The sequence below is a fragment of the Streptomyces sp. NBC_01669 genome (assembly GCF_026339735.1).
Lineage (GTDB): Bacteria > Actinomycetota > Actinomycetes > Streptomycetales > Streptomycetaceae > Streptomyces > Streptomyces yanii.
The window spans coordinates 7,354,372-7,380,807 of the sequence record NZ_JAPEQG010000001.1 but is presented as its reverse complement, the minus strand read 5'-3'; the positions used below and the strand labels follow the sequence as shown (position 1 = coordinate 7,380,807).

Below are 26,436 nucleotides of genomic sequence, written 5' to 3'. Positions count from 1 at the left end.
GTGCCTCATGCGGAAGGTCGCCGACTGCCGGGAATACCCCAGCGAGACGAAATGCACGCTTGCCCTCGCCGGTGAGCCGGAGGAAGTGGTCCGCGCCACCACCGAGCTGGCCGTCCGGATGCACGGTCACGCGGACGGACTGGAGCTGCGGGAGCAGATCAGGTCCGGGCTTCAGGACGAGCCCACGCAGCTCGCGTGAGCCGCGACGCGGCCCGGTTCGCATCACCCGGATGCACCGCGGCCCATGCATGCCTTCCCGGGGCCGTGTGTCGCGGTCCCCGGGGTCCGGAACCCGCCCCTGCTGCACACATGCCGAACAGCGGGTTCGCCTCACCGTGGCCGCGCGAGACATCCTGCGCACCCGTGACGGCACGGGCAGTGTCGCCCAGGGTCTGATCGCCGCGCGGACATCCGGTTGATCGCTACCCTGTCTCCCTCCGTCACGGGGCGGGAGAGACAGGGGTGGGACATGCGCAGAAGAATTACCGTGCTCGCTGCGGTGGGAGCGGTGGCCACCGCGGTCGTGGTGGCGCCGGCCGCACACGCGGAGGGGCGCGGTGACATCCGGGTCACCAGGACCGTCGTGAACGGCGGCAGCAATGTGATCGTCGGGGTCACGAACGTCAAGAAGTTCACGATCGCCATGACGATCAAGGACAACTCGGGCGTGAAGCGGGTCAACAGTGTCTCCGCCTTCAACCGGACCAACGGTTACGGGCCGGTGGACCACCTCGGTACTTCGTGCAAGAAGGTCAGCACGACAACGTCCGTGTGCACTGCGACGATGCAGATCGACCCGTCGTGGATCGACTCCTACGGGAGCGGGAACGAGGGCTGGGACGCCAACGCGGTCGCGGGGAACTGGCGGGTCGACGCGACGGTCGCAGCCAATGACGGGGACTACTGGATCTCCGACGCCATCGGGTTCTTCAAGGTGAAGCGCGCCGCGACTCTGACCACGGACGCCACGCCCGAGCCGGTGAGGAAGGGGGGCACGCTCACCGTCACCGGAAAGCTGTCGCGGGCCAACTGGACGGACCTCAGGTACCACGCGTTCACCAAGCAGGTGGTGAAGTTGCAGTACAAGAAGCCCGGCGGCGCCTACAGCACCGTGAAGACGGCGACCACGGACAGCAAGGGCCACCTCCGTGCGACGGTGAAGGCCACCGCTTCGGGCAGCTGGCGCTGGGCGTTCCTCGGTACGACCACGACCATGAAGGTCGTCTCCACCGGTGACGCCGTCACGGTGAAGTGACCTCGCGGCGGGCCGGGAAACCGGCCCGCCGACGGGTCACAGCGCCTCGTACACCGCCTCGATCAGCGCCATCTTGCGCGGGTCGTCGGCAATGCCCGGACCCATCCGGTTCATGACATAGCCCAGGGCGACACCTGCCTCCGGGTCGGCGAGACCGCAGGAGCCGCCCGCGCCGTCGTGACCGAAGGCGCGCGGGTTGGGTCCGTACGAGCCGTGGGGACCGCTCAGCCACAGCCCGAGGGCGATTTCCGTGTCGTGGCCGAAACCGCTGCCGAGGACCACGTCCCGGCAGCTGCCCTGACCCTCGCGGACCCGTTCGGCGGCCGCCCCGGAGAGGATCCGCCGGTCGCCCGACCGCCCCCGTCCGGCGAAGATCCCGTAGAGCGCGGCGACCGCGCGGGCGGTGCCGTGGCCATTGGCCGCGGGAATCTCGGCGGCCCGCCACTCGGGCGAGTTGGCGGCGGCCGCGCCGGTGGGCGGGTTGAGCAGCGATGCGGCGGCCACCGGCGCCATCTGCGCGAACACGGCCGGCTGTCCCTCCCCCGGCGCCTTCGGGGCGACGAGCTCGGCGACGCGACCGGTCTCCTTCTCCGGGAGTCCGATGGTGAAGTCGATGCCCAGCGGTCCGGTGACCTCCTGCCGCAGGAACTCTCCGGGCAGCAGTCCGGTGATCCGGCGGATCACCTCGCCGACCAGGAAACCGTAGGAGAACGCGTGATAGCCGGACCGGGTGCCGGGCTCCCACCACGGCTCGGTCGCCGCCAGCCGGGCGGTGGTCAGCTCCCAGTCGTAGAGCTCGGCCAGGCTGTGCGGCTCGCGCGGTCCGGCCACGCCCGAGCGATGCGAGAGCAGATGGCGTACGAGCACGGCTTCCTTGCCGGCCGCGGCGAATTCCGGCCAGTACCTGGCCACGGGGGCGTCCAGGTCGAGCAGCCCCCGATCGGCCAGGATGTGGGCGCAGAGCGCGGTCGGGCCCTTGGACGTGGACCAGACGTTGACCAGGGTCTCCCGCTCCCAGGGGCGGGTACGGGCCTCGTCGGCCCAGCCGCCCCAGAGGTCGGCCACGGGTTCCCCGTCGACCAGGACGGTGACGGCCGCGCCCAGTTCGTCGCGGGCCCGGAAGTTCGCCTCGAATGCGGTGCGGACGCCGGAGAACCGGTCGTCGCAATGGCCGTGGATCTGCGGCACGCCGGCCTCCCTCGCCTGGGGCACGCCTGGGGTCGACGCCCAACGTACCGACTGGTCGGACTGGTGGGAAGACGCCGCACGCCCCACGGGTGGGTCGGCTCGTCGGTTCAGCGGGCGCCCGCTTCGAGGCGCAGGCTCCAGCGGCCCCGCAGACCGATGAGCGTGATCGTGGAGAGCGGGCGGACGTCGACGTTCCAGTACGTCGAGGGCGGCGCCCCCAGCGCGTAGACGAGGGCGGCCCGGACGACGGACGGCTCGGCGACGGCGACGATCGAGCCGTCGAAGGCCGGCCGGGTGTCCAGCCAGCCCCCTATCCGCGCGATGAAGGCGAGCAGCGGCTCGCCGCCGTGCGGTGCGGTGCGCGGGTCGGCGAGCCAGGCGTCCACCGCGGCGGGTTCGCGGGCCGCGACATCGGAGAGGGTCCAGCCCCGCCAGCGGCCCATGTCGCAGTCGCGCAGGGCGGGCTGGGCCATGGGGGCGAAGCCGAGCGCCTCACCGGTGGCGCGGCTGCGGGCGGTCGGCGAGCAGTAACGCAGTTCGGCGGCGCCCAGGGGCACCAACGCCCGTGCGGCGAGCTGCACTTCCTGCCAGCCGGCCTGATCGAGCGGCCGGTCGTCGTCGAAGCGCTCGGCCAGCAGGGAAGAGCTGCGCGCCGCGGCGACGAACGAGACTCGAACACTCATGGCCGAGATCGTGGAGCCGAACGCCGCCCCGGTCAAGAGGGCGAATTTCAGACGGCTCCGGGACGCTCGAATCGGAAGTACATCCACTTCTCGGGGTCCTTGAGTGGCTGGAAGCCGACCTTCGCATAGACGCCGTGGGCGTCATCGGTCGCGAGAGTGAGCCTGCGGATGCCGGTCGGGGCGAGGTGGTCGCGCACGGCGGCGGCGAGCCGGGTACCGAGCCCGTGGCCGCGGGCCGACCGGTCGACGTACACATCGCAGAGCCAGGCGAAGGTGACGTGGTCGGTCACCACCCGGGCGTAGCCGACCTGGTCTCCTGAAGTGGAGTCGTAAGCACCGAAGTTGAGTGATCCGGCGATGGCCAGATCCTGCTTCTCGCGGGTACGGCCGAGCGCCCAGTAGGCGTCGGTGGAAAGCCAGTGGTGGATCCGGGCCGGGTCCAGCCGGGCCGGATCGGACGAGATCTCGTAACGCTCCTGGGGGATGTCAGCCATTCCCGGAGGATAGGTCGCGGCGGCCGGGGACGGGGAAGAGTTTGTCGCAGGCGGTGCGCAGCCGTCGTACACCCTCGGCGATCTCGCCCGCTCCAGCGACCGCGGCGAAGCTCAACCGCACCTGGGCGGCGGGAGGTTCGGCGCAGTAGTACGGGCGGCCCGGCGCGACCGCGACGCCCGCGCGCAGGGCGGCCGATACCAACGCGGCTTCGTCGGGGCCGGCTTCGGCATCCGGCAGCCGCAGCCAGAGGCTCCCGCCTCCCGCGGGGATGTGCGGGAGCGACAGGCCGGGCAGTTCGAGCCGCAGGGCGGTCGTCATGGCGGTACGCCGGTTCCTCAACTCCGTCGGCACGGAACGCAGATGGTGACCCCAGGCCGGGGAGCCGACCAGTTCGAGCGCGGCTTCCTGGAGCGGGCGCGGGACGAAGAAGCTGTCGACGATCTGGATGGCCCGCAGCCGTTCCAGCACCGGCCCCCGGGCGGCCAGCGCACCCACCCGCAGGCTTGGCGAGGTGATCTTGGTGAGGGAGCAGACATGGACGACGACGCCGTCGGGGTCGTCGGCGGCGAGCGGCGCGGGCAGCGGGCCCGCGTCGTCGTGGACGAGACGGCGTGCGAAGTCGTCCTCGACGACGAACGCCCCCGCCTCGCGGGCGATCCGGACGACCTCACGCCGACGGTCCGGGGCCAGGACCGCACCGGTCGGGTTCTGGAAGAGCGGCTGGCAGACGAAGACGCGAGCACCCGTGGCGCCGAAGGCGGCGGCCAGCAGATCGGGGCGGACCCCGTCGGCGTCGGCCGGGACCGGGACGGGACGCAGTCCGGCGGCACGGGCAGCCGCCAGCATGCCCGGGTAGGTGGGCGATTCGACGAGGACGGGCGCGCCGGGCGGGGCGAGGGCACGCAGAGCGGTGGCCAGGGCGCTCTGGCCGCCCGCGGTGATGAGTACGTCGGCGGCGGTGAGCGAGGGTCCGATCTCGCGGGCGAACCAGGCACGGAGCTCGGTGAGCCCGTCGGTGGGCGGTCGGCCCCAGGCTCCGGGGCGGCGGCCGGCCCGGGCGAGGGCGGCGGCGAGCGCCCGTTCGGGCTGGAGCGAGGGGTGGAGGTAGCCGCCGTTCAGCTCGATGACGCCGGGCGGCGGTGCGGCGAGCGTGACCAGGACGCCGGACGCGTCGACGGTACGGGGCACGACCTCCGGTCCGCCGTCGCCGCTGAGGGAGACCTCCTGCCAGGAGGTGTCGCCGGGCGGGGGCACGTCGGCACGGGGCTCCGCCCGGAAGGCGCCGGAGCCGGGACGAGTCACGACGAGCCCTTCGGCGGCGAGCTGCGCGATCGCCCGGGAGACGGTCACCGGACTGACCCGATAACGCTCCACGAGCGCCCGACTGGACGGCAGCTTCCCGCCAGGTGAGTAGCGGTTCAGTTCGCCTCGAAGGGAACTCACCAGCTCAGCAACGCTGCTACGCTCTTGCATGACAGCAAAGGATAGCGCTACTCGTCAGGTATCGATAGCGGTTACCTCCCCTTCGACAGCAGTTGCCCCACCGGCGGGCCGGAGCGGCACACTGCTCGCCGGCCTCGGCGTCGTCGCCTTCTCGCTGACCTTCCCGTCCACGGTCTGGGGACTGGAGAGCTTCGGCCCCTGGTCCCTGGTGACCCTGCGCAGCCTGCTCGCCGCACTGATCGCGGGCAGCGTGCTGCTCGCGGGACGGGTCCCGGTGCCCGACCGCCGCCACTGGGGCGGGCTCGCGGTCGTCGCCGGTGGCGTGGTGGTGGGGTTCCCGCTGCTGACCACGCTGGCCCTGCAGACCTCCACCTCGTCGCACGCGGCCGTGGTGGTGGGGCTGCTGCCGCTGACCACGGCGGTCGTCTCGTCACTGCGGACCGGGTCGCGTCCGCCGCGCACCTTCTGGATCGCGGCACTGGCCGGCGCGGCCGTGGTGATCGTGTTCACCGTGCAGCAGAGCGGCGGCGCGCTCTCCTCCGGCGATCTCTTCCTGTTCGGCGCGCTGCTGGTGTGCGCGGCGGGGTACACCGAGGGCGGCAGGCTGGCCGGGGTCATGCCGGGCTGGCAGGTGATCGGCTGGGCACTGGTCCTCGCGGCGCCGCTGATGGTGGCGGGCGCGGCGGTCGCGCTTTCCTTCGAGCCGGTGCGGCTGACCACGCACGGGGTCATCGGCCTGGTCTGGGTGGCGGCGGGTTCCACCTTCGTCGGCCTGTACGTCTGGTACCGCGGCATGGCGGAGATCGGGGTCCCGCGGGCGAGCCAGCTTCAGCTCGCGCAGCCGCTGCTGACTCTGGTGTGGTCGTTCCTGCTCCTCGGCGAGAAGGTCTCGGCGGCCGCACCGGTGGCGGCGGTGGCCGTGCTCGTCTGCATCGCGGCCACCCAGCGGGCGGGGGTGCGGCGCCAGGGGGCGTCCGTCGTGGCCCACGACGGCCAGGGCGCACGCGCCACGGCGGCCTCAACCGCGCCCTGTTCCCGCCCTATCCGAAAAGAGTCACCGGTACGCCCGGTGCGCGGGCGGATCCGGTCATAGACTTGTCGACATGGACCGTCACCCGTGAGGAGGTCACTCCCTATGGAGGCACACGCGGGCGACCGGCTGCTGACGCACGGCAGGACCGTGGGGCAGCACGACCGGGTCGCAGAAGTCCTCGAAGTGCTCGGGGACGGGGGCGCTCCCCCGTATCGCGTCCGCTCCGAGGACGGACACGAACACCTGGTTTCGCCAGGTCCCGACACCATCGTCCAGCACGCCGTGGTCCGGCACCGGGGCCCGGAGACCCCGTAGGTTCCCCGGGCACACAGCACCGCCCCGACCGCGCCACCCCTCGTTGCGCCCTCTCCGCCACCCCTCGGGTCAGCGGGGAGGGCGCACTCTGTTGCGGTAGTGGTCCGCCACGACGCGCGCCATCATGCCGGCCCGGTCGGTGACCACGTCCTTGCCCGAGAAATAGACATGCCCGCGGACCTGGTCGTAGCGGGCGGCGAGGTCGATGTGGCGTGAGAGCTCGGCCGGGTCCTGCCAGGCGGCGGGTTGGGCGGGGTCGCCGCCCTTGTAGAGCGCCTCGCCGACGAAGAGGTCGACACCTGTGCCCCGGACCACCGCGTCCCACCAGGGGACCAGTTTGGCATAGTCGGCGGCGGCGAAGCCGATGTTCCAGTAGATCTGCGGACAGATGTAGTCGATCCAGCCCTTCTTGACCCAACCTCGGGTGTCGGCGTGCAGGTCGTCGTAGGTCTGCACCCCTGCCCTGGTGTCCGAGCCCAGCGGGTCGGTCCCCGCGTTGCGCCAGACACCGAACGGACTGATCCCGAACCGGACGTGCTTCTTGATCTTCTTGATCCCCGCGGACATCTCGCGGACCAGCTTGTCGGTGTTGTCGCGGCGCCAGGCGGCCTTGTCCGGGAAGCCCGCGCCGTACTCCGCGTAGGTGGCGTCGTCGGCGAAGACCTGTCCTGCGACCGGGTACGGGTAGAAGTAGTCGTCCCAGTGGACGGCGTCGATGTCGTAGCGGCGGACCGCGTCGAGCATGGCGTCCTGGACGAAGCGGCGCACCTCGGGCAGTCCGGGGTTGTAGTAGAGCTTCCCGCCGTACGGCAGGACCCAGTCGGGGTGCAGCCGCGCCGGATGGGTGGGGACCAGCCGGGACGGATCCGTGTGGTTGGCGACCCGGTACGGGTTGAACCAGGCGTGCAGTTCCAGGCCGCGGCGGTGCGCCTCACGGACAGCGGTGCCCAGCGGGTCCCAGCCGGGGTTCTTCCCCTGGACGCCGGTGAGGTACTGGGCCCACGGCTCGTAGGAGGACGGCCACAGGGCGTCGGCGGTCGGCCGGACCTGCAGGACGACGGCGTTCAGCCGCCGGTCGACGGCCTCGTCGAGGTACGCGATCAGCTCGGCCTGCTGCGCCGCCGCCGTCAGGCCGGGCGCCGAGGGCCAGTCGATGTTGGCGACGGTGGCGACCCACATACCGCGCATCTCGCGCCGGGCGACGCGCGGGAGGTTCACACCCGTCCCGGGCGACGCACCCGCCCCGGACGGAACCGACGCTTCCCGCGGTACGGCGACGGCCTCGGCCGCACCCGCGACCGAGGCCATCATCCCCGCGACCACCCCGGCCGCACCCGCCACAAAGCCCCTTCGGGCCATTTGCCGCATTTCGTTGCCACCTGCCGTCTCTGTGTCCTCGTCCGTCACCCCCGGCACAGGGGGTAACGCAGAGCATGCCCGCCCCGGCCCGTCATGACCCGTAGGCCGCGGAGTAACGTCGGGGGGTCGAGGCGGGGACCGGAATCAGACGGGAGCCCGCCGAACGGAGATAAGCGAAAGGCACGAGGTGACGGACTCTATGGCCGACATTGCACGCGTCGGAGTGGTGGGCTGTGGCCAAATGGGCGCAGGCATCGCGGAGGTGTGCGCCCGCAGCGGACTCGACGTCATGGTGGCCGAGACCACCGGCGAGGCGCTGGAGATCGGTCGCACCCGGCTCCACAACTCCCTCTCGAAGGCCGCCGAACGCGGCAAGATCACCGAGGAGGAGCGCGACGAGACACTCGGCCGCCTCAGCTTCACCACCGACCTCGGCGAGTTCGCCGACCGCGATCTCGTGATCGAGGCCGTCGTGGAGAACGAGCAGGTCAAGACCGAGATCTTCCAGGTGCTCGACCAGGTGGTGACCCGGAAGGACGCGATTCTCGCCTCCAACACCTCCTCCATCCCGCTGGTGAAACTGGCTGTGGCGACGTCCCGCCCGGACCAGGTCATGGGCATCCACTTCTTCAACCCGGCCCCGGTGCAGAAGCTCGTCGAGCTGATCCCCGCTCTGACCACGTCCGACGAGACGGTCCGGCGCTCCGAGGCACTGGTGCAGGACGTGCTGGGCAAGCATCCGATCCGCGCCCAGGACCGCTCCGGCTTCGTCGTCAACGCTCTGCTGATCCCGTATCTCCTCTCCGCGATCCGGATGTTCGAGTCGGGTATCGCCAGCCGCGAGGACATCGACAACGGCATGGAGCTCGGCTGCGCCCACCCGATGGGCCCGCTGAAGCTCTCCGACCTCATCGGCCTGGACACCGTGGCCTCGGTCGCCGACTCGATGTACGCCGAGTTCAAGGAACCGCTGTACGCCGCTCCCCCGCTGCTCCAGCGCATGGTCGACGCGGGCCGGCTCGGCCGCAAGACGGGCTCGGGCTTCTACCCGTACTCCTGACCTGCCGGTCGTCGTACCGCCTGCGGGGCCGGCCGGGGATGTCCCGGCCGGCACCGATCGCGTGGGCGGCGTGGCTCACCCGATCCGTAAGTGATGGAGCATCAGCAGTCCGGCCACCATGTTGGCCGCCGGTATCTCGCCCCGGGCGATCATGTCGGGCACCAGCTTGAGCGGTATCCACTCGCGGCGCGACGACTCGAAATCGTCCTGCGGGGGGCCGGTCCAGGTCGCCTCCTCGGCCCAGTAGAGGTGGTGCCGGGCGTCGGTGAGGCCGTTCGACGGCTCCACGGTCAGCAGCGGCCGCAGCGGGCCCGGGCGCCAGCCGGTCTCCTCCTCCATCTCCCGGGCGGCCGCGGCCTCGATGTCCTCGCCGTCCTCGACGACACCGGCGGCGAGCTCCCAGCCCCAGCTGTCGGTGATGAACCGGTGCCGCCACAGCAGCAGGACCTCGTTGGCCTCGTTGACGACGGTCGCCGCGGCGACGGCCCGGAGCCGGACGAGGTAGTGGTCGAGGTGACGGCCGTCGGGAAGAACGACATCCGCCAGATTGACCCGGAACCAGCGGTTCTCATACACAGTTTGTTCGTTCAGATTCGTCCACTGCACAGTTCTGCCACCTTCCGACACGTTGGTGGCAACATGGCAGCAGGAGCAGCGTCGGAGGGGAATGTTCCCGGTGTACGTTCAGTACGTTCACAGCGGTACGCGCAACGCCCCGTCGATCAGCTCGGCGGCCTGTTCCGCGTCTGCGCAGCCACTCCCGACCAGATCCTCGCGCACCGCCCGCAGCCGGTCCCGCAGCCGCTGCGACTCCATCCCCCGGGCCCGTTCCGCCATCTCCGCGGCCGTGCCCGCCGCCCGGTCCGCCTCCCCCTGCCGCAGCTCGATATGGGTCAGGATGGCCAGCCGGTGCACCCGGCCCCGGTCGTGCGCCGGGGTGCTGACCGCCGCAGCGGCGTGCTCCCGAGCCCCCGGCAGATCGCCGAGGCTGAGCAGGGCCTCCGCCACCTGCACATTGACCAGGCCCGGTTCGACGTACCCCGTCTCGTCGGGTTCATGGCCGGGGCGGATGCGCTCGGCCTCGGACTCGGCTCGCCGGATGCACTCCAGGGCGCTGTAGCCGTCGCCGAGGTGTGCGTACGCCTTCGCCTGCATCGCGTACAGATCGGCCGCCAGCGCGGGCGTGACGTGCCGTCCCGCGGCCCGCAGCGCCGCCTCCGCGAAGGCGACGGACTGCCGGTAGTCGGCGAGGAACAGCAACTGGTTGACCAGCAGGGCGATCACATACCCGCCGAGACCCCGGTCCCCGCTCGCCTTGGCCAGCCGCAGCGCCTGGTGGAAGTAGCGCTGGGCGAGACCGTGCGCGTCGGAGTCGTACGCGCAGATGCCCGCGACAGCCACCAGCCCGCCGGTCGCCCGGTGCAACTGACGGCCGGTCGCGTCGCTGTAGCCGCCACGCAGCAGCGGGGCGGTCTCGGCGTTGAGGAAGCCGACGATGCGGGAACGCGTCGCGATGCCGCCGGCCCTGCGGTACATCAGTTCGTAGTGGGCGCGGGCGGCACGCAGCATCGCTATGTCGGCCATGCCGACGCGTGTCGGACCGGCACGGGAGACATCGGCGTCCTCAGGCGGGTTCTCCCACTCCCAGACGGGCATGACCGCCGTCGTGCCGGTGACGGCGGCCGCGGCGAGGACGTGCGGGCGCTGCTGTTCGTCCGAGCGCCACAACGCGGTGGCCCGTTCGACGAAGCCGGTGAGCGTCGAGCCCGGCACGACCGTGCCCCCGCCGCCGCACGTCGCCATGCCGATGTCGTCGAGGGAGACCGGTCGGCGCAGCCGGTCGCCGAGCACCTCGCAGATCAGGTCGGGCGCCTGTCCGCGGGGCCGCTGGCCCTTCAACCAGCGGGCCACGGCCGTGTGTTCGTACCGCAGGGACAGTCCGCGGGCACGCCCGGCCTGGTTGATGTGCGCGGCAAGACCTGCCCGGGAGACGCCCGCCTCGTCGATGAGGGCTTCGAGCAGGATGTTGGGCTCCATTGCCCCTCCTAAGGCCTGTCGCCCCAGTGGAGCACGTTTCACACGGGGTGTGAACGGAATGCCCGAACCGTCCCGCCGCGCACTCTGGTGCACCGGGGTACGAATCGGTTGAATCAGTCGCCTCGCAAGAGGCGGCCGGGTCGTCTGCTCCCCCTCGTACAGTTGACGACCCGCACCCGCGTCGTTCGCTCTGCCGACCTGCCCGACACTCCGTGGCAGCGCGGACGACGCCGGATCGCACGACCTACTGCCCACTGATCGGAGGGTGGCTGCGGGGTCGGACCGGACCCGGGTTCCCCCGGGCCGGGCCGGGGCCCGCGTGCGGTCCCCGCCGTTCGGCGAGCGCAGAAGGAGGGGGCGTATCCGGTAACCGGATACGCCCCCTCCTCATCTTCTGCGGCCGGTTCGGCCTCGATGGCCGGTCGCCGTCGGCGCGCTACGCGCCGCGCAGCACCGCGCCCGTCCGCTCCGCGGCCAGCGCGACCGCCGCGTCCCGGGCGGCCGTGGCCTCGTCGACAGTCAGGGTGCGGTCCGGCGCGCGGAACCGCAGCGCGTACGCCAGGGACTTCCTGCCCTCGCCGATCTGCTCACCGGTGAACACGTCGAACAGCCTCAGTGATTCGAGGAGTTCACCCGCACCCTCCCGCAACGCCTGCTCCACGTCGGCGGCGGGCACGTCCTGCGCGACGATCAGCGCGACGTCCTGGGTCGCCACCGGGAAGGTGGAGATCCGCGGCGCCTGGAGTGCGCCGTCGACGGCCTGCTCCAGGAGGTCGAGGTCGATCTCCATGGCGCAGGTCCGCTCCGGCAGGTGGAGCTCCTTGATGACGCCCGGGTGCAGCTCACCGGCGTGCCCGACGAGGACCTCCGCGTCGTTCGCCGTGACGAACAGCGCGGCGCACCGACCGGGGTGCCACGGCGCGTGCTGGTCGTTCCGGACGGTGAGCTCGACACCCGCCTCGCGGGCGATGGCACGAGCGGCCTCGATGGAGTCCGCCCAGCCGACCGGGCGGCCCTTGCCCCACCAGCCGGCCTGCTCGCGGGCGCCCGCGAGGACGACCGCCGCGCGGCGCGGCTGATGCGGCAGCGCAGCGTTCAGCCCGGCGATCTGCTCGTCGCCGGGACGGTGGTCGACGGGCAGCCGTACGGCCGCGGTCTCCTCGCCGGTCGGCCGGAAGACCAGTCCCGTCTCGAACAGAGCCAGGTCATGGCTGCCGCGGCCGTCGTTGCGCCGCAGTGCGCCGAGGAGGCCCGGCAGCAGCGTGGTGCGCAGCGCCGGCTCCTCGTCGGAGAGCGGGTTGACGAGCTTGACCGTACGGCGGCGGGCGTCGTCGGCGTCGAACCCGAGCTGGTCCAGCACCGAGTCGCCGATGAACGGGTAGTTCAGCGCCTCGACATAGCCGGCTCCGGCGAGCGCCCGGCCGACCCTGCGGTGCAGCCGCTGGCGGTCGGTGAGCCCGCGCCCGGACGGCGGAGTCGGCAGCGTGGACGGGAGGTTCTCGTACCCCTCCAGCCGGATGACCTCCTCGGCGAGGTCGTTCGGCTCGCTCAGGTCGGGCCGCCAGGACGGCACGGTGACCAGGAGCTCGTCCTGCCCGTAGACGTCGCAGCCGACCTGCTGGAGGCGGCGTACGACGGTCTCACGGCCGTACGCGACACCGGCCACCCGGTCGGGGTGGTCCGCGGGCATCGCGATGGTGCGGGGCGCGGACGGAGCCGCGACCTCGGTGACGCCGGCCTCGGCGGTGCCGCCCGCGAGCAGCACCAACAGGTCGACGGTGCGCTGCGCGGCAGCGGCAGCGGCCTGGGGGTCGGCGCCGCGCTCGAAGCGCTTGGACGCCTCGGAGGACAGCTTGTGACGGCGTGCGGTCCGGGCGATCGAGATCGCGTCGAAGTGCGCGGCCTCGATGACGACCTCGGTGGTGCTCCCACCGTTCTGGGTGTCGGCGATCTCGGTGTTGGCGCCGCCCATGACCCCCGCGAGGCCGATCGGCCCGCGGTTGTCGGTGATGACCAGGTCCTCGGCGTCCAGGACGCGGGCCGTGCCGTCGAGCGTGGTGAGCTTCTCGCCCTGCTGGGCGCGGCGCACTCCGATCGGCCCGTCGATACGGGTGCGGTCGTAGGCGTGCAGCGGCTGGCCGAGCTCCAGCATCACGTAGTTGGTGATGTCGACGGTGAGCGAGATCGGGCGCATCCCGGCCTTCTGCAGCCGGCGCTGCATCCAGATCGGGGAGCGCGCCTCGGGATCCAGGCCGACGACGGTGCGCGCGGTGAACCGGTCGCAGCCGAACGGGTCGGCCACCTTCACCGGGTAGCCGAACGCGTTCGGCGCGGGCACGTCGAGGAGAGCCGGGTCACGCAGCGGCAGCCCGTACGCGATGGCGGTCTCACGGGCGACGCCGCGCATCGAGAGGCAGTAGCCGCGGTCAGGGGTGACGGCGATGTCGAGGACCTCGTCGACGAGCTGGAGCAGCTCGATCGCGTCCGTGCCGACCTCGTGCTCCGGCGACAGCACGATGATGCCGTGCGTGCCGTCGTCGCCCATGCCGAGCTCGTCGGTGGAGCAGATCATGCCGTGCGAGGTCCGGCCGTACGTCTTGCGTGCGGCGATCGCGAAGTCGCCGGGCAGCACGGCGCCGGGGAGGACCACGACGACCTTGTCGCCGACGGCGAAGTTACGGGCTCCGCAGACGATCTCCTGCGGCTCACCGGTGCCGTTGGCGGAGCCGACGTCGACGGTGCAGAAGCGGATGGGCTTCTTGAAGCCCTCCAGCTCCTCGATGGTCAGTACCTGTCCGACGACCAGGGGGCCCTTGAGGCCGGCGCCGATGTGCTCGACGGTCTCGACCTCCAGACCGACGGCGACGAGCTTGGCCTGTACGTCACGGCCGGTCTCCGTCGCCGGCAGGTCGACGTACTCCCGCAGCCAGGAAAGCGGGACGCGCATCAGATCTCCATCCCGAACGGCCGGGTGAACCGGACGTCACCCTCGACCATGTCTCGCATGTCTTCGACGTTGTGGCGGAACATCAGCATCCGTTCGATGCCGAACCCGAAGGCGAATCCGCTGTACTTCTGGGGGTCGACGCCGCAGGCGATGAGCACCTTGGGGTTGACCATGCCGCAGCCGCCGAGCTCGATCCAGCCCTCGCTGCCGCAGGTGCGGCAGGGGCGGTCCGGGTTGCCGACGGACGTGCCGCGGCAGACGTAGCAGACCATGTCCATCTCGGCGGACGGCTCGGTGAACGGGAAGAAGTTCGGCCGCAGCCGGGTCTTCATCTCGGGGCCGAAGAGCGCCTGGACCATGTGGTCGAGGGTGCCCTTGAGGTCCGCCATGGTGAGGCCCTCGTCGACGGCGAGCAGCTCGATCTGGTGGAAGACCGGGGTGTGCGTCGCGTCGAGCTCGTCGGTGCGGTAGACCCGCCCGGGGCAGACGACGTAGACGGGCGGCTCGCGGTCGAGCAGGGTGCGGGCCTGGACCGGCGAGGTGTGCGTACGCAGCACGATGCCGGACTCGTCACCCGTGGTCGGCTTCCCGTCGGGCGCGGTGCCCCGGACGAAGAAGGTGTCCTGCATCTGCCGGGCCGGGTGGTCGGGCACGAAGTTCAGGGCGTCGAAGTTGAACCACTCCGCCTCGACCTCGGGGCCCTCCGCGACCTCGTAGCCCATGGCCACGAAGACGTCCGCGACGCGCTCCATGATGGTCGTCAGGGGGTGGCGGGCGCCGGCCGGGGTGCGGTCGTACGGCAGCGTGACGTCCACCGCCTCCTCAACCAGCACACGGGCGTCCCGCTCGGCCTCCAGCTCCGCCTGACGGGCGGCGAGGGCCTTGCTCACGGCGCCGCGGGCCTGGCCCACACGCTTGCCCGCCTCGGCCTTGGCCTGGGGCGGCAGTGCGCCGATCTCCCGGTTGGCGAGGGACAGGGGCGAGGTACCACCGGTGTGCGCGGTCTTCGCCTGGGCGAGCGCGTCGAGGTCGCCCGCGGCGGCGAAGGCGGCGAACGCCTCGTCCCGCATGCGCTCGATCTCTTCCGGTTTCAGTGCCTCGACCTCGACTGGGTCGTACGACTTGTTCGGTGCCGACATCTCTTCCCGTGCTTCCGATTGGCTGGTGGCGCGGCCCCGCTCGACGACTGGAGGACGCAAAGGTGCCAAAGGTCGAGTCTAAAGGCCACGAGGGGTGGAGGAAGCCCGCGGGCCGCTCAGGCCCTCCCGTCGCCCGCCGCCGCCCTGCCTGATTGCTTCGCAAACTCTCTTATTTCAGAAAAGCCGGAGCCCCCACGGGCAGAATAAATCGGAATTCGGCGCCGCCGCCGGGGCCGCGGCCGACCGTGATCGTGCCGCCGTGCGCCTCGACGATGCCCTTGACGATGTAGAGACCCAGCCCCGTACCGCCGCGCTTGCTCCCCCGCCAGAAGCGGGTGAAGACACGGCCCATCGACTCCTCGGGAATGCCGGGGCCTTCGTCGCTCACGGTGACGGCTGTTCCCTTCTCGTCGCTCTTCGCGGGTGCGGGTGCGAGTTCAATGGTGACGGTTCCCTCGCCGTGGCGCACCGCGTTTTCCAGCAGGTTGCCGAGGACCTGGTCGACCTTGTCCGGGTCGGCCCAGACTGCGGGCAGCGGCTGCCGGGTGCGGACGAGGAAGCGGTCGGGCGTCTGGCCGTTGGCGGTGAGGGCCTGGACGTGGCGTTCCACTGCGGCGGAGAGGTCGACCGGCTGGCGGCGCAGCTCCAGGCGGCCGGAGTCGATCCGGGAGATGTCGAGCAGCTCGGCGATGAGCCGGGTGACGCGGTTGGCGTCGGCGTCGACGGTCTCCAGCATCAGGCGCTTCTGGTCGTCGGTGAACCGTTCCCACTTGGCCAGCAGCGTCGCGGTGAAGCCCTTGACGGAGGTCAGCGGGGAGCGCAGCTCGTGGGCGACGATCGCGATCAGTTCGGCGTGGCTGCGCTCGGTGCGGCGACGGGCCTCGGTGCCCCGGAGACTGATCACCAGCCGGCGTACCGGACCGGTCGGGTACTCCCGTACGTACCGGGCGGCGACCAGGACCTCGCGGCCGCCGGGGAGCAGCAGATTCCGCTCGGGCTGGCCGACCCGGGTGGCGAGGCCGCCGTACGGATCGGTCAGGGCCCACCAGCGTCGGCCCTTGAGGTCCTCCAGCGGGAGTACGTGCTCCAGCGGGCGGCCGAGTGCGGCGGTCCTGGGTACGGCGGTGATCCGGGCTGCCGCCGAGTTGAAGCAGATGACCCGGCCCGTCCGGTCGGCGATGACGAGTCCGTCGGGGAGGTCGTCCGGGTCGATGCCGGATGCGACGGTGTCGTCCGCGGGGCCGTTGCCCTCGCCGTCGGCCGGGGAATTCTCACCGTCCGGACCCCGGTCGGCGCGCACGTCGGCCGCGTGTGTCTCGCGCGGCCTGCTCATGCCGACAGACATATTCCCGTACCCCACCTCTCGAACCGGTGCAGTGGGCCCCCGAGTTCGTCACCCTACTAGTCGTCGGTGACGGAGCGACACCCTGTGGGGGCGCACTGCTGCGGTGCGCCGGTCGGCGGGGTACGGGGCCGGTCAGCCTGCGGTACGGCGGGGGCGCTGGGCGCGGGCGGAGGCGTACAGGCAGACGGCCGCCGCGGTGGCGAGGTTGAGGCTTTCCGCCTTGCCGTGGATCGGCACCCGGACGACGGCGTCGGCCAGCGCCCGGGTCTCCTCGGGCAGCCCCCACGCCTCGTTGCCGAAGACCCAGGCGGTGGGACCGCCCATGGTGCCCGCGTCGAGCTCGTCGTCGAGGTCGTCGTCGCCCGCGCCGTCGGCGGCGAGGATCCGTACGCCCTCGTCCCGCAGCCCCTGGACGGCCTGCTCGACCGGTACGCCCACGACGACCGGCAGATGGAAGAGCGAGCCGACCGAGGCGCGCACGGACTTGGGGTTGTAGAGGTCGACGGAGGCGTCGGTGAGGACGACGGCGTCGGCGCCCGCGGCGTCGGCGCAGCGCAGCACCGTACCGGCGTTCCCGGGGTCGCGTACGTGCGCGAGGACGGCGACCAGGGTGGGCTTCGCGGCGAGGACGGACTCGAACGGCGAGTCGAGGAACCGGCAGACACCGATGAGACCTTGCGGGGTGACGGTCTGCGACACATCGGCGAGCGTGTCGCCGTCCGCGAGGTGCACCCGGGCGCCGGCCGTATGGGCGGCGGCGATGATGTCGGCGTACCGCTCGGCCGCCTCGACGGTGGCGAAGAGCTCCAGCAGGGTCGGCTCGCCGTCACTGCCGCGGTGTTCGGCGGCCTCGCGCACGGCCTGCGGCCCCTCGGCGATGAACCGTCGCTCCTTGCCCCGGAAATTGCGCCGGGCGAGGCGCCGGGCGGCGGCGACGCGCGGCGATCGCGGGGAGATCAGTTCGGGGGTGGCCATGGTCGGCGACGGGCCTCTCTGCGTGCGGAGGTACGGAACAAGGGGTGCAACGCACCGGACCCGCAGACGACGAGCGCCTGCGGGTCCGGCTCAAAAGCCAAGAAGTGTGCCCTGGATCAGGCGGCCTTCGGGGCGTTGACGTCACTCGGGAGGGCCTTCTGGGCAACCTCGACGAGAGCGGCGAACGCGTTGGCGTCGTTGACCGCGAGCTCGGCCAGGATCTTGCGGTCCACCTCGATGTTGGCGGCCTTCAGACCCTGGATGAGGCGGTTGTACGTCATGCCGTTCTGGCGGGCAGCGGCGTTGATGCGCTGGATCCACAGCTGACGGAAGTCGCCCTTGCGCTTCTTGCGGTCGTTGTAGTTGTAGACCAGGGAGTGGGTGACCTGCTCCTTGGCCTTGCGGTACAGGCGCGAGCGCTGACCGCGGTAACCGCTGGCGGCCTCGAGGATTGCCCGGCGCTTCTTGTGGGCGTTGACTGCCCGCTTGACGCGTGCCACTTGTTAACTCCTTGTAGCGGGGCCGTGGTTGGACTCACACGGCCCGGAAACGAATTGGTCCCGGTGTGATCGAGGTCGCGCCCCCGGATTCACCGGGGGCCGAACCTCACTTGCCGAGAAGCTTCTTGATCTTCTTGGCGTCGGCCGGAGCCACGACGACCGTGCCGGTCAGCGAGCGGGTCTTCTTGGACGACTTGTGCTCGAGCAGGTGGCGCTTGCCGGCCTTCTCGCGGAGCACCTTGCCGGAGCCGGTGATCTTGAATCGCTTGCTGGCACCGCTGTGCGTCTTGTTCTTCGGCATCGCGCCGTTCTCTCCTCGTAAGTGGCGCCCCTCGCGGTGCAGGCACCGGACAGCAGGGGCGTCAGATCTTGGTGGGGATTCCGAGGGGACCCGGGGCCGCCTGGATGGCGCCCCCTGAGGTCACGCCTCGGAAGGTGTCTCGGCCGAAGCCTCGGGCTGCGCTTCGGCCGGAGCCTCGGCAGCCTCTTCCGCAGGAGCCTCGGCGTCGGGGGTGTAACCCTGACGCTCCGCCTTGCGGGCGGCCTGGGCCTCACGGGCCTCGGCCATGGCTTCGGTCTTCTTCTTGTGCGGGCCCAGAACCATGATCATGTTCCGGCCGTCCTGCTTCGGGTTCGACTCGATGAAGCCGAGTTCCTCGACGTCCGAAGCGAGACGCTGGAGCAGACGGAAGCCGAGCTCAGGGCGGGACTGCTCACGACCACGGAACATGATCGTGATCTTGACCTTGTCGCCCTGCTTGAGGAACCGGACGACGTGACCCTTCTTGGTGTCATAGTCGTGCGGGTCGATCTTCGGCCGGAGCTTCATTTCCTTGATGACCGTGTGCGCCTGGTTCTTGCGCGCCTCACGGGCCTTCATGGCCGACTCGTACTTGAACTTCCCGTAGTCCATGAGCTTGCACACGGGCGGACGGGCGGTCGCCGCCACCTCGACCAGGTCGAGGTCGTACTCCTGTGCGAGTTCCAGGGCCTTGGCAAGCGGAACAATCCCGACCTGCTCGCCGCTGGGACCGACAAGTCGCACCTCGGGAACGCGAATCCGGTCGTTGATGCGGGGCTCGGCGCTGATGGATCCTCCTCGGTAGCACCACGCGGCCGCCTGGCGGACAGCCACGTAACGTCTGTTTCGTGAGACCAACCGCACCAGTGCATGAAAAATGCCCCGGACGGGACACAGGCGGGGCTCCTGGAAAACCGGAACACCGCCGCGGTCAACCGCGGGGCGCATCGGGCGGCTCCATCGTCCGTACGGAACGATGGGCGCCACCTGACCGGTGACCTGCCGTCCCGGAGGATGGTCAGGTGGGAGATCGGAGCCTCCACTTGTGGGCCGGGTACATAGTTACCCAGCCGGTCGTTACACCAGGTTAGCAGCTCACCGGGGCGGGCGCTAACCAGCTGCCGCAGCCGCTCCCGCAGACGGAGCCGTGCCGGCGTGGGCCTATCGTATGGCGCATGAGTGACGCGACCCCCAGCAGTGAAACCCCCGGCTTCGACGACATGACCCGCGACATCGCAGAGGTCCCCGCGGTCGAGGTGATCGTGACGGTCGCCGTCAACCTGATGAGCGCGGCCGCCGTGAAGCTCGGCCTCACCGAGGACGGCGACGAGCACAAGGACCTCGACGAGGCCCGCAAGCTGGTCCACTCCCTGGCCGGCCTGCTGGACGCGAGCGCCACGGAGATCAGCTCGTTCCATGCGGCGCCGCTGCGGGACGGACTGAAGTCTCTGCAGCTGGCGTTCCGCGAGGCCTCGCTGGTACCGGACGAGCCTGGCCAGGGCCCCGGTGAGAAGTACACCGGCCCCGTCTTCGGCTGAGCCGCCACCCCCTCCTCCCCTCCGTACGACTGTGAGCCCCTGCCCGGACGGGCAGGGGCTCACAGCATTCCCCCGCACGCCCTGCTGAGCTCCGCGCATCCCGGGGTGGGGTGGGTCAGCCGGTGCACCAGCGCCGCGCCACACCGGCGGAGCGGCTGTTCGCGCGCGTCGGGCCGGTCGGGTGATCAGCGTGTGAAGAGGGGCTCTCCGGGCGCGATCGTGTCGGCCGGAAGCAGCGCGAGGTCCAGGCCCCGCACCAGGCGTGCCCGCAGGACCTCGTCGGCGGCGAGCGATTCCGCAACCCGGCGGGCCGTCTCGGCGGGGGCCGCTTCGGGCGCCAGGACCAGGGCGAGGGTGCCTCCTGACCGTCCCGGGACGAGGTGGGCGCGGAGCACGGCGGGCTCGGCGGCGACCGCGTCCCGTACCGCGGAGGTGACCGCCGGGTCGTCCAGCGGGTCGGCACTGGTGCGGCCCTCGGCAAGGGCGAGCAGCGCGGAGCCGGTCAGTTCGTACGCCACAGGACCGGCGAGGTCGAGCACCACCGTGTCCGCCTTCTCGTGCGCGGCCGCCTGCAGCGCCTGGTGCAGGGGCACGGCGACGGGGCGGGCCTGCGGGTCCCAGCGGGCCAGCGAGGCGGTCGAGGTGAAAGCGGGAAGCGCGCGACGGTCACCGGCCTGGAGGGTGGGGACGGCCATGTCGCTGGTCTTCTCCCGGCGCAGCCCGCCCACCCGTCGCCCACCACCCTTGCCGGGCGCTTCGCGACTGTCCTCCTCGTCCTCCTCCACCTCTCCGAGGACGGCGACGACGGGGACCAGGAGCCTGGCTCCCTTGAGCGCTTCGAGGACCGGGCCGACGGCCGTCCGGTCCTCGGCCCAGGCGGCGAGCGCCGCGGTCAGTGCGGGGTCGGCCGTGCCGTCGTCGTCGGAGTAACCGGGGTCCGGAATGTTCTTCAGCGCCACGGGGCGAGCGTAGTCGGTGCGGTTTCTCACCATGTCCTCAGGTGCGCCACAGCCCTCTGCCAGGTGCTCTTCCTAGCGTCCGCTCCATGCCCCTGTCGATACCGAAAAGACGTACATCCGCGCTGTCCGCCGGAATGACGGCCGTGGTGCTGCTGGCAGGTTCGGCCGCCGGAGGCCTGTACCTGATGGGCCGGCCCTCCGATGCTGCGCCCCGCCCCGTGGCTTCCGTATCGTCGACGGCCCCGGTGGTGACGAGCAAGGAGCCGCAGGTGGATCTCGACGCGGAGCTGGCAGCGGCGGTGGCGCCGCTGACCGGTGACTCCACGATGTCGGTCGCGGTGCTGGACACCGACAGCGGCGACGGCGCGATGTACGGGAAGCGGATGTACGCCACCGCGAGCATCGTCAAGGTCGACATCCTCGCGGCACTTCTGCTGCAGGCGCAGGACGACGAGCGGGAGCTCACCGGCTACGAGCGCAGCCGGGCCGTCACCATGATCGAGAACAGCGACAACGACGCCGCGACCTCGCTCATGCAGGCGATCGGCGGGGCGGCCGGACTCGACGCGGCCAACCAGCGGTTCGGCCTGACGAGCACGACCGCCGCCCAGGCCTGGGGGCTGACGCAGACGACGTCGGCGGATCAGCTGAAGCTGCTGCAGACGGTGTTCGGTACGCATTCGAAACTGACCGGGGCCTCCCGTACGTATCTGCAGGGGCTGATGCGCCGAGTGGCGGCCGACCAGCACTGGGGGGTGTCGGCGGCGGGCAGCGACTGGGCGCTGAAGAACGGCTGGATGCCGCGGAGCGCCACCGGGCTGTGGGACATCAACAGCATCGGGCAGGTGAAGGCCCACGAGCACACGTATCTGGTGGCGGTGCTCTCCGCCGGGCAGCATACGAAGGAGACGGGCATCGAGCGGGTGGAGTCGGTCGCGAAGGCCGCGGTGAGGGTGCTCGACGAGGCGCGGTGAGCGGGCCCCCGGCCCTGCTTCAGCGGCGCACGGAGGGTTTCCTGCCGCGCCACAGCAGTACGGCCAGCGCCAGCAGCACGGCTCCGAGACCGCCCGCGATCGGGGCGAGCCAGCCGGCGGGGGCTTCGTCCTTGTGCTGCGGGGTGGGCCCGGGGCCGAAGTAGCGCTTGCTGTAGCCGGCCTTCGCCGAGTCGGCGGACGCGGCCGACTCGGCTTTGAGACCGCCCGGACGGAGCGTGCCGCCCGCCTTGATCGCGGCGGCCGGGTCGACGATGCCGTAGCCCCGGGAGTCGTCGCGGCCGCCCTCGGGTGAGTTGCGCGCGGTGTCCATGAGGAGCTTCTTGACCTGGGCGGGCGACAGCCCCGGGTGGGCGGCCCGGACCAGCGCGACCGCGCCGGAGACGAATGCGGAGGCGGCCGAGGTCCCCCACTCGATGTAGTAGTGACGGTCGGGGGACGGGACGACGATGTCGACGCCGGGGGCGCTGACGGTGGCGTACCAGCGGCGGGTGGAGAACGCCGCGTGCGTGCCGTACCGGTCGACGGCGGCGACCGCGATCACACCGGGGTAGGCGGCGGGATACGAGATGTGGTCGCCCTTCTCGCCCCCGTTGCCCGCCGAGGCGACGACGACGGCGCCCTTCTTCAGCGCGTACTGGATGGCGGCGTCCTCACCGCCCTCGGGGTGTGCGGACTCGCTGTCGTCGCCGAGGGAGAGATTGATGACGTCGGCGCCGTGGTCGGCGGCCCAGCGGATGCCGTCGGCCAGGGCCGTACCGCGGGACTCTCGGGCCTTGGCGCGGGACGGGTCGGAGGCTTCGAGGATCACCCGGACCGGAAGGATCTTCGCTTCGGGGGCGATGCCGAGCACGCCGTCACCGCGGCCGACGCCGTGGCCACGGCCCGCGATGATGCCGGCCATCGCGGTGCCGTGCCGGGCCCAGGAACGGTCGCCGCGCCGGGCGCCGAAACCGATCATGTCCTTGCCGGGCAGCACCTGGCCCGCCAGGTCGGGAAGGCTGTCGTCGACCCCGGTGTCGACGACGGCGACGGTGATCCCCTTGCCCCTGGTGGTCTGCCAGGCCCGGTCGGTGTGGAGCGCCTGGAGGCCCCACTGCTGGGGCCGGATCGTGTCCGCGCGGGCGGGGACGGCGGGCAGCAGCGCGAACGCGGTGGCGGCGCAGACCGCGCCGAGTGCGCGGCGGTGGCGGCGTCGGCTGCTCATTGCGGCTTCTCCGAGAGGTCGGTGACGGTCCGGCGCATCCCGCGCTCGACCCGGTCGGCGATGCCCTTGGCCTCATGACCGAGACCTGCCTGCGCCACGGCCGTCGTGGAGTCCGCGGCCAGCGCGTCGGCGACGGGCTGCGGGTCGGTGACCGTACGCCCGTCGGCGAAGCCGGAGACGGCGAACACGACGACCGGTACCTCGGTCAGCACATGGACGGTCCAGGTGGCGCGCTGCCCGTTGCCGAACCCGGCGGCAGCGGTGCCCTTGACGGCGTACGTACGGGGCATCAGGTCGGTGCGGGTGTCGAGGTGCTGGTCGGTGAAGCGGGTGCTCAGCGCCCTCATCGCGTCGGCTCCGCCCTCGGTGAAGACCATGCCGACCGTGGTGACGCTGCTGGAGGTGGCGTCGGTGTACGTGGCTCGCAGCAGCCGTTCGCAGCCGACCGGTCGGAGCGTCTTCAGGAGCAGGGGGTCGAGCCCGCTCGTGCAGCCGCTGTCCGGTGCGACGCCGATCCGGGTCCAGACCCGGTCCGCGCCGCCGGGACCCGCGCCTTCGCCCTTGAGGGTGCGCGGGAAAAGGGTGTCCACGGGGATGTCACGCCAGGCGGTGCGGCCGGTGACATACGGGTCACGGGCGCCGGGATCGGCCGAGGATTCGCTGGTGAGATAGGTCCCGGTGACCGCGCCGCCGATCAGCCCGAGCCCGAGCACGACACAGGCCGCGGCGGCCGCGGTCCTGGCTGGATGACGGGCAGGGACGGGACGCAGCCGGGTGGTGGTCTCGGCGGGCGTCTCGGGACCGGGGGACGGGCGGTGGCCGTGGGGATACGGGACATGGCCGCCCGGGTGGGGCGGGGGCGGTATCGCGCCGCGCCGCGGTGTGAGATCCACGGCGCCGACCGGCCGGCGGCGGGTCGCGGCGGGCGGCGCCTCGGGGCGGGGCGGAACGGGTGCGGGGGCAGGACCGGGGGCGGCGACCGGGCTCACGGGACGGAGCCGCGTGGTCGTCTCCACGGGCCTCTGCTCCGGGACCGTGCTCTGGGGCCGGCTCTGGCTCTCGCTCTGCAGCGGAACCGGATGCTGCGCCGGATTCGGGCCCGGGGTCACCCGGGCCGGGGACGCGGTGGGCAGGGCCGGGGCCGACGGCTCCGTCATGTGCCCCGACTCGTCCGGGGGGCCGGCCGGGTGGGGTGGCGTCGTCGGGCGGGGCGGCACGGGAGCGCGCTGCGCCTCGGTACTCATCCGCCCCCCTGGTCCACGTTCCGTACCGCTCGCGGATCACCGTCACAGGCAGGCCCGTTGGTCGCCGCGTGCCTGTCACTCTACGGGTTGGGAGGGGTCGGGCGGGAGCGGGGCGCCGCGGCCCCGGGGGATCTGCCCAGATCGTCCCCCTACCCAGCGGTAGTGGCGTCTGGCAAGCTGCGGCCATGACTGCCCGTGCCGCTGACCGGACCCGCTACGACCGGGCCACCGCCCACCTCGACGCCCCGATCGCCGTCGTCGATCTGGACGCCTTCGACGCGAACGCCGATGATCTCGTCCGCCGGGCAGCGGGAAAGCCGATCCGGGTCGCGAGCAAGTCGGTGCGCTGCCGGACCCTGCTGGAGCGGGTGCTCGCACGGCCGGGCTTCGCCGGGATCATGTCGTTCACGCTGGCCGAGTCGCTGTGGCTGGCCCGGGCCGGGTTCGACGACGTCCTGCTGGCCTACCCGTCGGCCGACCGGTCCGCCTTCGCCGAGCTGGCCGCCGACCCGAAGCTCGCCGCCGCGGTGACGGTGATGGTGGACGACCACGCGCAGCTGGAACTGATCGACGCGGCGCGGGCCGGTGGCCAGGAGGAGATCCGGGTCTGTGTGGAGCTGGACACCTCGCTGCAGCTGCTCGGCGGCCGGGTCAGGATCGGGGCGCGGCGTTCGCCGTTGCGCTCCCCCGCCCAGCTGGCGGAGCTGGCGCGCTCGGTGGCGCGCAGGCCCGGTTTCCGGCTGGTCGGTCTGATGGCGTACGAGGGGCACATCGCCGGGGTCGGGGACGCGGTCGCGGGCCGGCCGTTGCGGTCCCGGGCGATCCGGCTGATGCAGGCGACGGCCCGCAAGAAGCTGGTGGCCCGGCGGGCGGAGGTGGTCCGGGCGGTGCGCGCGGTGGCGCCGGACCTGGAGTTCGTGAACGGCGGCGGTACGGGCAGCGTGCAGCACACGGCGGCGGAGTCCGCGGTGACCGAGATCGCGGCCGGGTCGGGGCTCTACGTACCACGGCTGTTCGACAACTACACGTCGTTCAGCGCCCGCCCGGCGGCGCTGTTCGCGCAGCCCGTGGTGCGGCGGCCCGGCGTGGGTGTGGTGACGGTGCTCGGCGGCGGCTACCCGGCGTCGGGGGCCGCGGGGGCGGACCGGCTGCCCGTCCCGTATCTGCCGGAGGGGTTGCGCTACGACCCGCAGGAGGGTCCGGGCGAGGTGCAGACGCCGTTGCTCGGCGCCCCGGCCGACGATCTGCTGATCGGCGACAAGGTGTGGTTCCGGCACGCGAAGGCCGGCGAGCTGTGCGAGCGCTTCGACGAGTTGCAGCTGATCGAGGGCGACCGGGTCACGGCGGCCGTGCCGACGTACCGGGGCGAGGGGAAGACGTTCCTCTGACCTGTAGGCCGAGCACGGGGATCAGGGGGCCACGGAGCTGCCGACGCCGCCGCTCGTCTCGCTGTCGCCGATCGGCCGGATGCCCTGGGTGAGGGTGTCCATGAGGGAGAGCGGCGGACCGTCGGGGCCGGCGTCGAAGGCGTAGCGCACGATGACCGGCGATTCGCTGCCGACGGTCGACGGGAAGACGAGGGACTGCACGTAGCCGCCCGGCCCCTTGCCCGTGGTGACCTGCCAGCGCACTTCGTAGCCCGTGCGTCCCCCCACGCTCACGGACGCGGATCGAAGCAGCTTGTGGGAGGTGATGCCGCCGTGGATCCGGTCGCCGACGGCGTTCTCCTCGTACGCCGCGTCGGCCGCGGCGCTGATGTCCTGCTTGGCCAGGGCCTCGGGTGAGGTGATGTCCGTTTCGCTCGCGGTACGGGAGGTGACCGTGCCGTGGTAGCAGAAGTCGGAGGAGTCGCCGGGGCAGGTGTAGGACAGGGCGGTGCGCATGGTGAGCACCTTCTCGACGGTGCGCTCCGGCTTCTCCCAGCCCTCGGGGATCGGCAGTGTGATGCCGCCCAGCTGGTCGACGAGCAGCTTCGGGTCGGGCGAGGGGCCGTCCACGGCGGCGGTCGGGGTGGTGGCGGCCGGGGTCGGTGCCGGACTGCTCGGCGCGGACGTCGGCTCCGTACCGCTGTCGTCCCTGCCCAGCAGCACGGCTCCGGTGACGGCAGCGCCGACGACGACCAGTCCGGCCAGTGCGACCGCGACGGCCCGGGTGCCGCCCCCGCCGTCGCCACTGCTGCCGTGGCTCGTGTACGGGGGCGGGACCGGCTGCTGCGGTGCGGCGGTGTCCGGGCGGGTGTGGGCGGTCCATGCGGTGCCGTCCCACCACCGGTCGGTGCCCGGTGCGGCGGCGTCCGGATACCAGCCGGGCGGGGTCGCGTCGCTCATGCCTCCACTCTAGAGTTCCGCTGTCAACGGGGGCTCCTGGCAGGCTGCTTGAGGCAGGCACGGGCGCCTGCCCGGCCGGTCGTCCCGCACGGGA

26 protein-coding genes are annotated in these 26,436 nt (G+C 71.8%); 8 read left to right on the top strand and 18 right to left on the bottom strand.

From position 1 onward, the window contains the following. Positions 1-7: 7 nt before the first annotated feature. Entirely contained in the window at positions 8-199 is a 192-nt protein-coding gene (locus OG972_RS32980; RefSeq protein WP_266987766.1) for a DUF1059 domain-containing protein, read from the top strand. 270 nt (positions 200-469) lie between these two features. Continuing rightward, positions 470-1,255 carry a hypothetical protein gene (locus OG972_RS32975; protein WP_266987764.1) on the top strand — a complete coding sequence of 262 codons (786 nt, stop codon included), beginning with the start codon at positions 470-472 and terminating at the stop codon, positions 1,253-1,255. Between the two features lie 36 nt (positions 1,256-1,291). On the opposite strand, the gene OG972_RS32970 is transcribed toward OG972_RS32975, so the two are convergent. The 4 genes from OG972_RS32970 to OG972_RS32955 all read right to left on the bottom strand — a co-directional run bounded on the left by OG972_RS32970 (position 1,292) and on the right by OG972_RS32955 (position 5,094). Beyond that, entirely contained in the window at positions 1,292-2,443 is a 1,152-nt protein-coding gene (locus tag OG972_RS32970; RefSeq protein WP_266987762.1) for a serine hydrolase, read from the bottom strand. 107 nt (positions 2,444-2,550) lie between these two features. Then, positions 2,551-3,126 (bottom strand): histidine phosphatase family protein, encoded by a 576-nt coding sequence (locus OG972_RS32965; RefSeq protein WP_266987760.1) that lies wholly within the window; start codon positions 3,124-3,126, stop codon positions 2,551-2,553. A 47-nt stretch (positions 3,127-3,173) separates the two neighbouring features. Further along, positions 3,174-3,620 carry a GNAT family N-acetyltransferase gene (locus OG972_RS32960; protein ID WP_266987758.1) on the bottom strand — a complete coding sequence of 149 codons (447 nt, stop codon included), beginning with the start codon at positions 3,618-3,620 and terminating at the stop codon, positions 3,174-3,176. Beyond that, entirely contained in the window at positions 3,613-5,094 is a 1,482-nt protein-coding gene (locus OG972_RS32955) for a PLP-dependent aminotransferase family protein (RefSeq protein ID WP_266987756.1), read from the bottom strand. The genes OG972_RS32960 and OG972_RS32955 overlap by 8 nt, the downstream gene beginning before the upstream one ends. Here OG972_RS32955 and OG972_RS32950 point away from each other — a divergent pair. Together OG972_RS32950 and OG972_RS32945 are read left to right on the top strand one after the other, a co-directional pair. Continuing rightward, entirely contained in the window at positions 5,093-6,157 is a 1,065-nt protein-coding gene (locus OG972_RS32950) for a DMT family transporter (protein WP_266987754.1), read from the top strand. The genes OG972_RS32955 and OG972_RS32950 overlap by 2 nt on opposite strands. A 42-nt stretch (positions 6,158-6,199) precedes the next feature. Beyond that, complete coding sequence (locus tag OG972_RS32945; protein ID WP_266987752.1) at positions 6,200-6,412, top strand: DUF1918 domain-containing protein; 213 nt, start codon at positions 6,200-6,202, stop codon at positions 6,410-6,412. Between the two features lie 69 nt (positions 6,413-6,481). Here the strand turns inward: OG972_RS32945 and OG972_RS32940 are convergent, their stop codons facing one another. Beyond that, the gene (locus OG972_RS32940) at positions 6,482-7,780 is read right to left on the bottom strand and encodes a glycoside hydrolase family 10 protein (RefSeq protein WP_266987750.1); all 1,299 of its coding nucleotides are present in this window, start codon (positions 7,778-7,780) and stop codon (positions 6,482-6,484) included. A 190-nt stretch (positions 7,781-7,970) separates the two neighbouring features. Between OG972_RS32940 and OG972_RS32935 the strand changes: the two genes are divergently transcribed. Next, on the top strand, positions 7,971-8,831 hold the full coding sequence (locus tag OG972_RS32935; RefSeq protein ID WP_037698969.1) for a 3-hydroxybutyryl-CoA dehydrogenase: 861 nt from the start codon (positions 7,971-7,973) through the stop codon (positions 8,829-8,831). A 75-nt stretch (positions 8,832-8,906) separates the two neighbouring features. Here the strand turns inward: OG972_RS32935 and OG972_RS32930 are convergent, their stop codons facing one another. From OG972_RS32930 to infC, 9 genes are all read right to left on the bottom strand, one after another. Beyond that, positions 8,907-9,437, bottom strand: a complete 531-nt coding sequence (locus OG972_RS32930) for an NUDIX hydrolase (RefSeq protein WP_266987746.1) — start codon at positions 9,435-9,437, stop codon at positions 8,907-8,909. An 87-nt stretch (positions 9,438-9,524) separates the two neighbouring features. Beyond that, complete coding sequence (locus OG972_RS32925) at positions 9,525-10,868, bottom strand: transcriptional regulator (RefSeq protein WP_266987744.1); 1,344 nt, start codon at positions 10,866-10,868, stop codon at positions 9,525-9,527. Between the two features lie 436 nt (positions 10,869-11,304). Then, positions 11,305-13,815, bottom strand: a complete 2,511-nt coding sequence (gene pheT / locus OG972_RS32920) for a phenylalanine--tRNA ligase subunit beta (protein ID WP_266987742.1) — start codon at positions 13,813-13,815, stop codon at positions 11,305-11,307. Then, positions 13,815-14,954, bottom strand: coding sequence for a phenylalanine--tRNA ligase subunit alpha (pheS, locus tag OG972_RS32915; protein WP_266987740.1), 1,140 nt, complete (start codon positions 14,952-14,954; stop codon positions 13,815-13,817). Before pheS ends, pheT begins: the two co-directional genes overlap by 1 nt. 169 nt (positions 14,955-15,123) lie before the next feature. Beyond that, a complete protein-coding gene (locus OG972_RS32910; protein WP_266987738.1) occupies positions 15,124-16,299 on the bottom strand; it encodes an ATP-binding protein in 1,176 nt (391 codons plus the stop codon). 132 nt (positions 16,300-16,431) lie between these two features. Next, positions 16,432-17,274: an RNA methyltransferase gene (locus OG972_RS32905; protein WP_266987736.1), complete on the bottom strand. Its 843-nt coding sequence runs from the start codon at positions 17,272-17,274 to the stop codon at positions 16,432-16,434. 116 nt (positions 17,275-17,390) lie between these two features. After that, positions 17,391-17,774 (bottom strand): 50S ribosomal protein L20, encoded by a 384-nt coding sequence (gene rplT / locus OG972_RS32900; protein WP_003970214.1) that lies wholly within the window; start codon positions 17,772-17,774, stop codon positions 17,391-17,393. 106 nt (positions 17,775-17,880) lie between these two features. Next, the gene (rpmI, locus tag OG972_RS32895) at positions 17,881-18,075 is read right to left on the bottom strand and encodes a 50S ribosomal protein L35 (protein WP_030918579.1); all 195 of its coding nucleotides are present in this window, start codon (positions 18,073-18,075) and stop codon (positions 17,881-17,883) included. Between the two features lie 120 nt (positions 18,076-18,195). Continuing rightward, positions 18,196-18,909, bottom strand: a complete 714-nt coding sequence (infC, locus tag OG972_RS32890; protein ID WP_266987732.1) for a translation initiation factor IF-3 — start codon at positions 18,907-18,909, stop codon at positions 18,196-18,198. Positions 18,910-19,250: 341 nt separating this feature from the next. Between infC and OG972_RS32885 the strand changes: the two genes are divergently transcribed. Continuing rightward, the gene (locus OG972_RS32885; protein WP_266987730.1) at positions 19,251-19,613 is read left to right on the top strand and encodes a DUF1844 domain-containing protein; all 363 of its coding nucleotides are present in this window, start codon (positions 19,251-19,253) and stop codon (positions 19,611-19,613) included. Between the two features lie 185 nt (positions 19,614-19,798). On the opposite strand, the gene OG972_RS32880 is transcribed toward OG972_RS32885, so the two are convergent. Next, on the bottom strand, positions 19,799-20,572 hold the full coding sequence (locus tag OG972_RS32880; protein WP_266987728.1) for an SseB family protein: 774 nt from the start codon (positions 20,570-20,572) through the stop codon (positions 19,799-19,801). Positions 20,573-20,658: 86 nt separating this feature from the next. Between OG972_RS32880 and OG972_RS32875 the strand changes: the two genes are divergently transcribed. Next, the gene (locus OG972_RS32875) at positions 20,659-21,546 is read left to right on the top strand and encodes a serine hydrolase (RefSeq protein WP_266987726.1); all 888 of its coding nucleotides are present in this window, start codon (positions 20,659-20,661) and stop codon (positions 21,544-21,546) included. A 19-nt stretch (positions 21,547-21,565) separates the two neighbouring features. Here OG972_RS32875 and mycP read toward each other — a convergent pair whose 3' ends face one another. Continuing rightward, positions 21,566-22,771, bottom strand: a complete 1,206-nt coding sequence (gene mycP / locus OG972_RS32870; RefSeq protein WP_266987724.1) for a type VII secretion-associated serine protease mycosin — start codon at positions 22,769-22,771, stop codon at positions 21,566-21,568. Then, the gene (locus OG972_RS32865; protein ID WP_266990867.1) at positions 22,768-23,664 is read right to left on the bottom strand and encodes a hypothetical protein; all 897 of its coding nucleotides are present in this window, start codon (positions 23,662-23,664) and stop codon (positions 22,768-22,770) included. Before OG972_RS32865 ends, mycP begins: the two co-directional genes overlap by 4 nt. Positions 23,665-24,200: 536 nt before the next feature. Between OG972_RS32865 and OG972_RS32860 the strand changes: the two genes are divergently transcribed. Next, entirely contained in the window at positions 24,201-25,403 is a 1,203-nt protein-coding gene (locus OG972_RS32860; RefSeq protein WP_266987722.1) for an amino acid deaminase/aldolase, read from the top strand. Between the two features lie 21 nt (positions 25,404-25,424). Here OG972_RS32860 and OG972_RS32855 read toward each other — a convergent pair whose 3' ends face one another. After that, positions 25,425-26,342: a DUF2510 domain-containing protein gene (locus OG972_RS32855; protein WP_266987720.1), complete on the bottom strand. Its 918-nt coding sequence runs from the start codon at positions 26,340-26,342 to the stop codon at positions 25,425-25,427. Between the last annotated feature and the right edge of the window lie 94 nt (positions 26,343-26,436).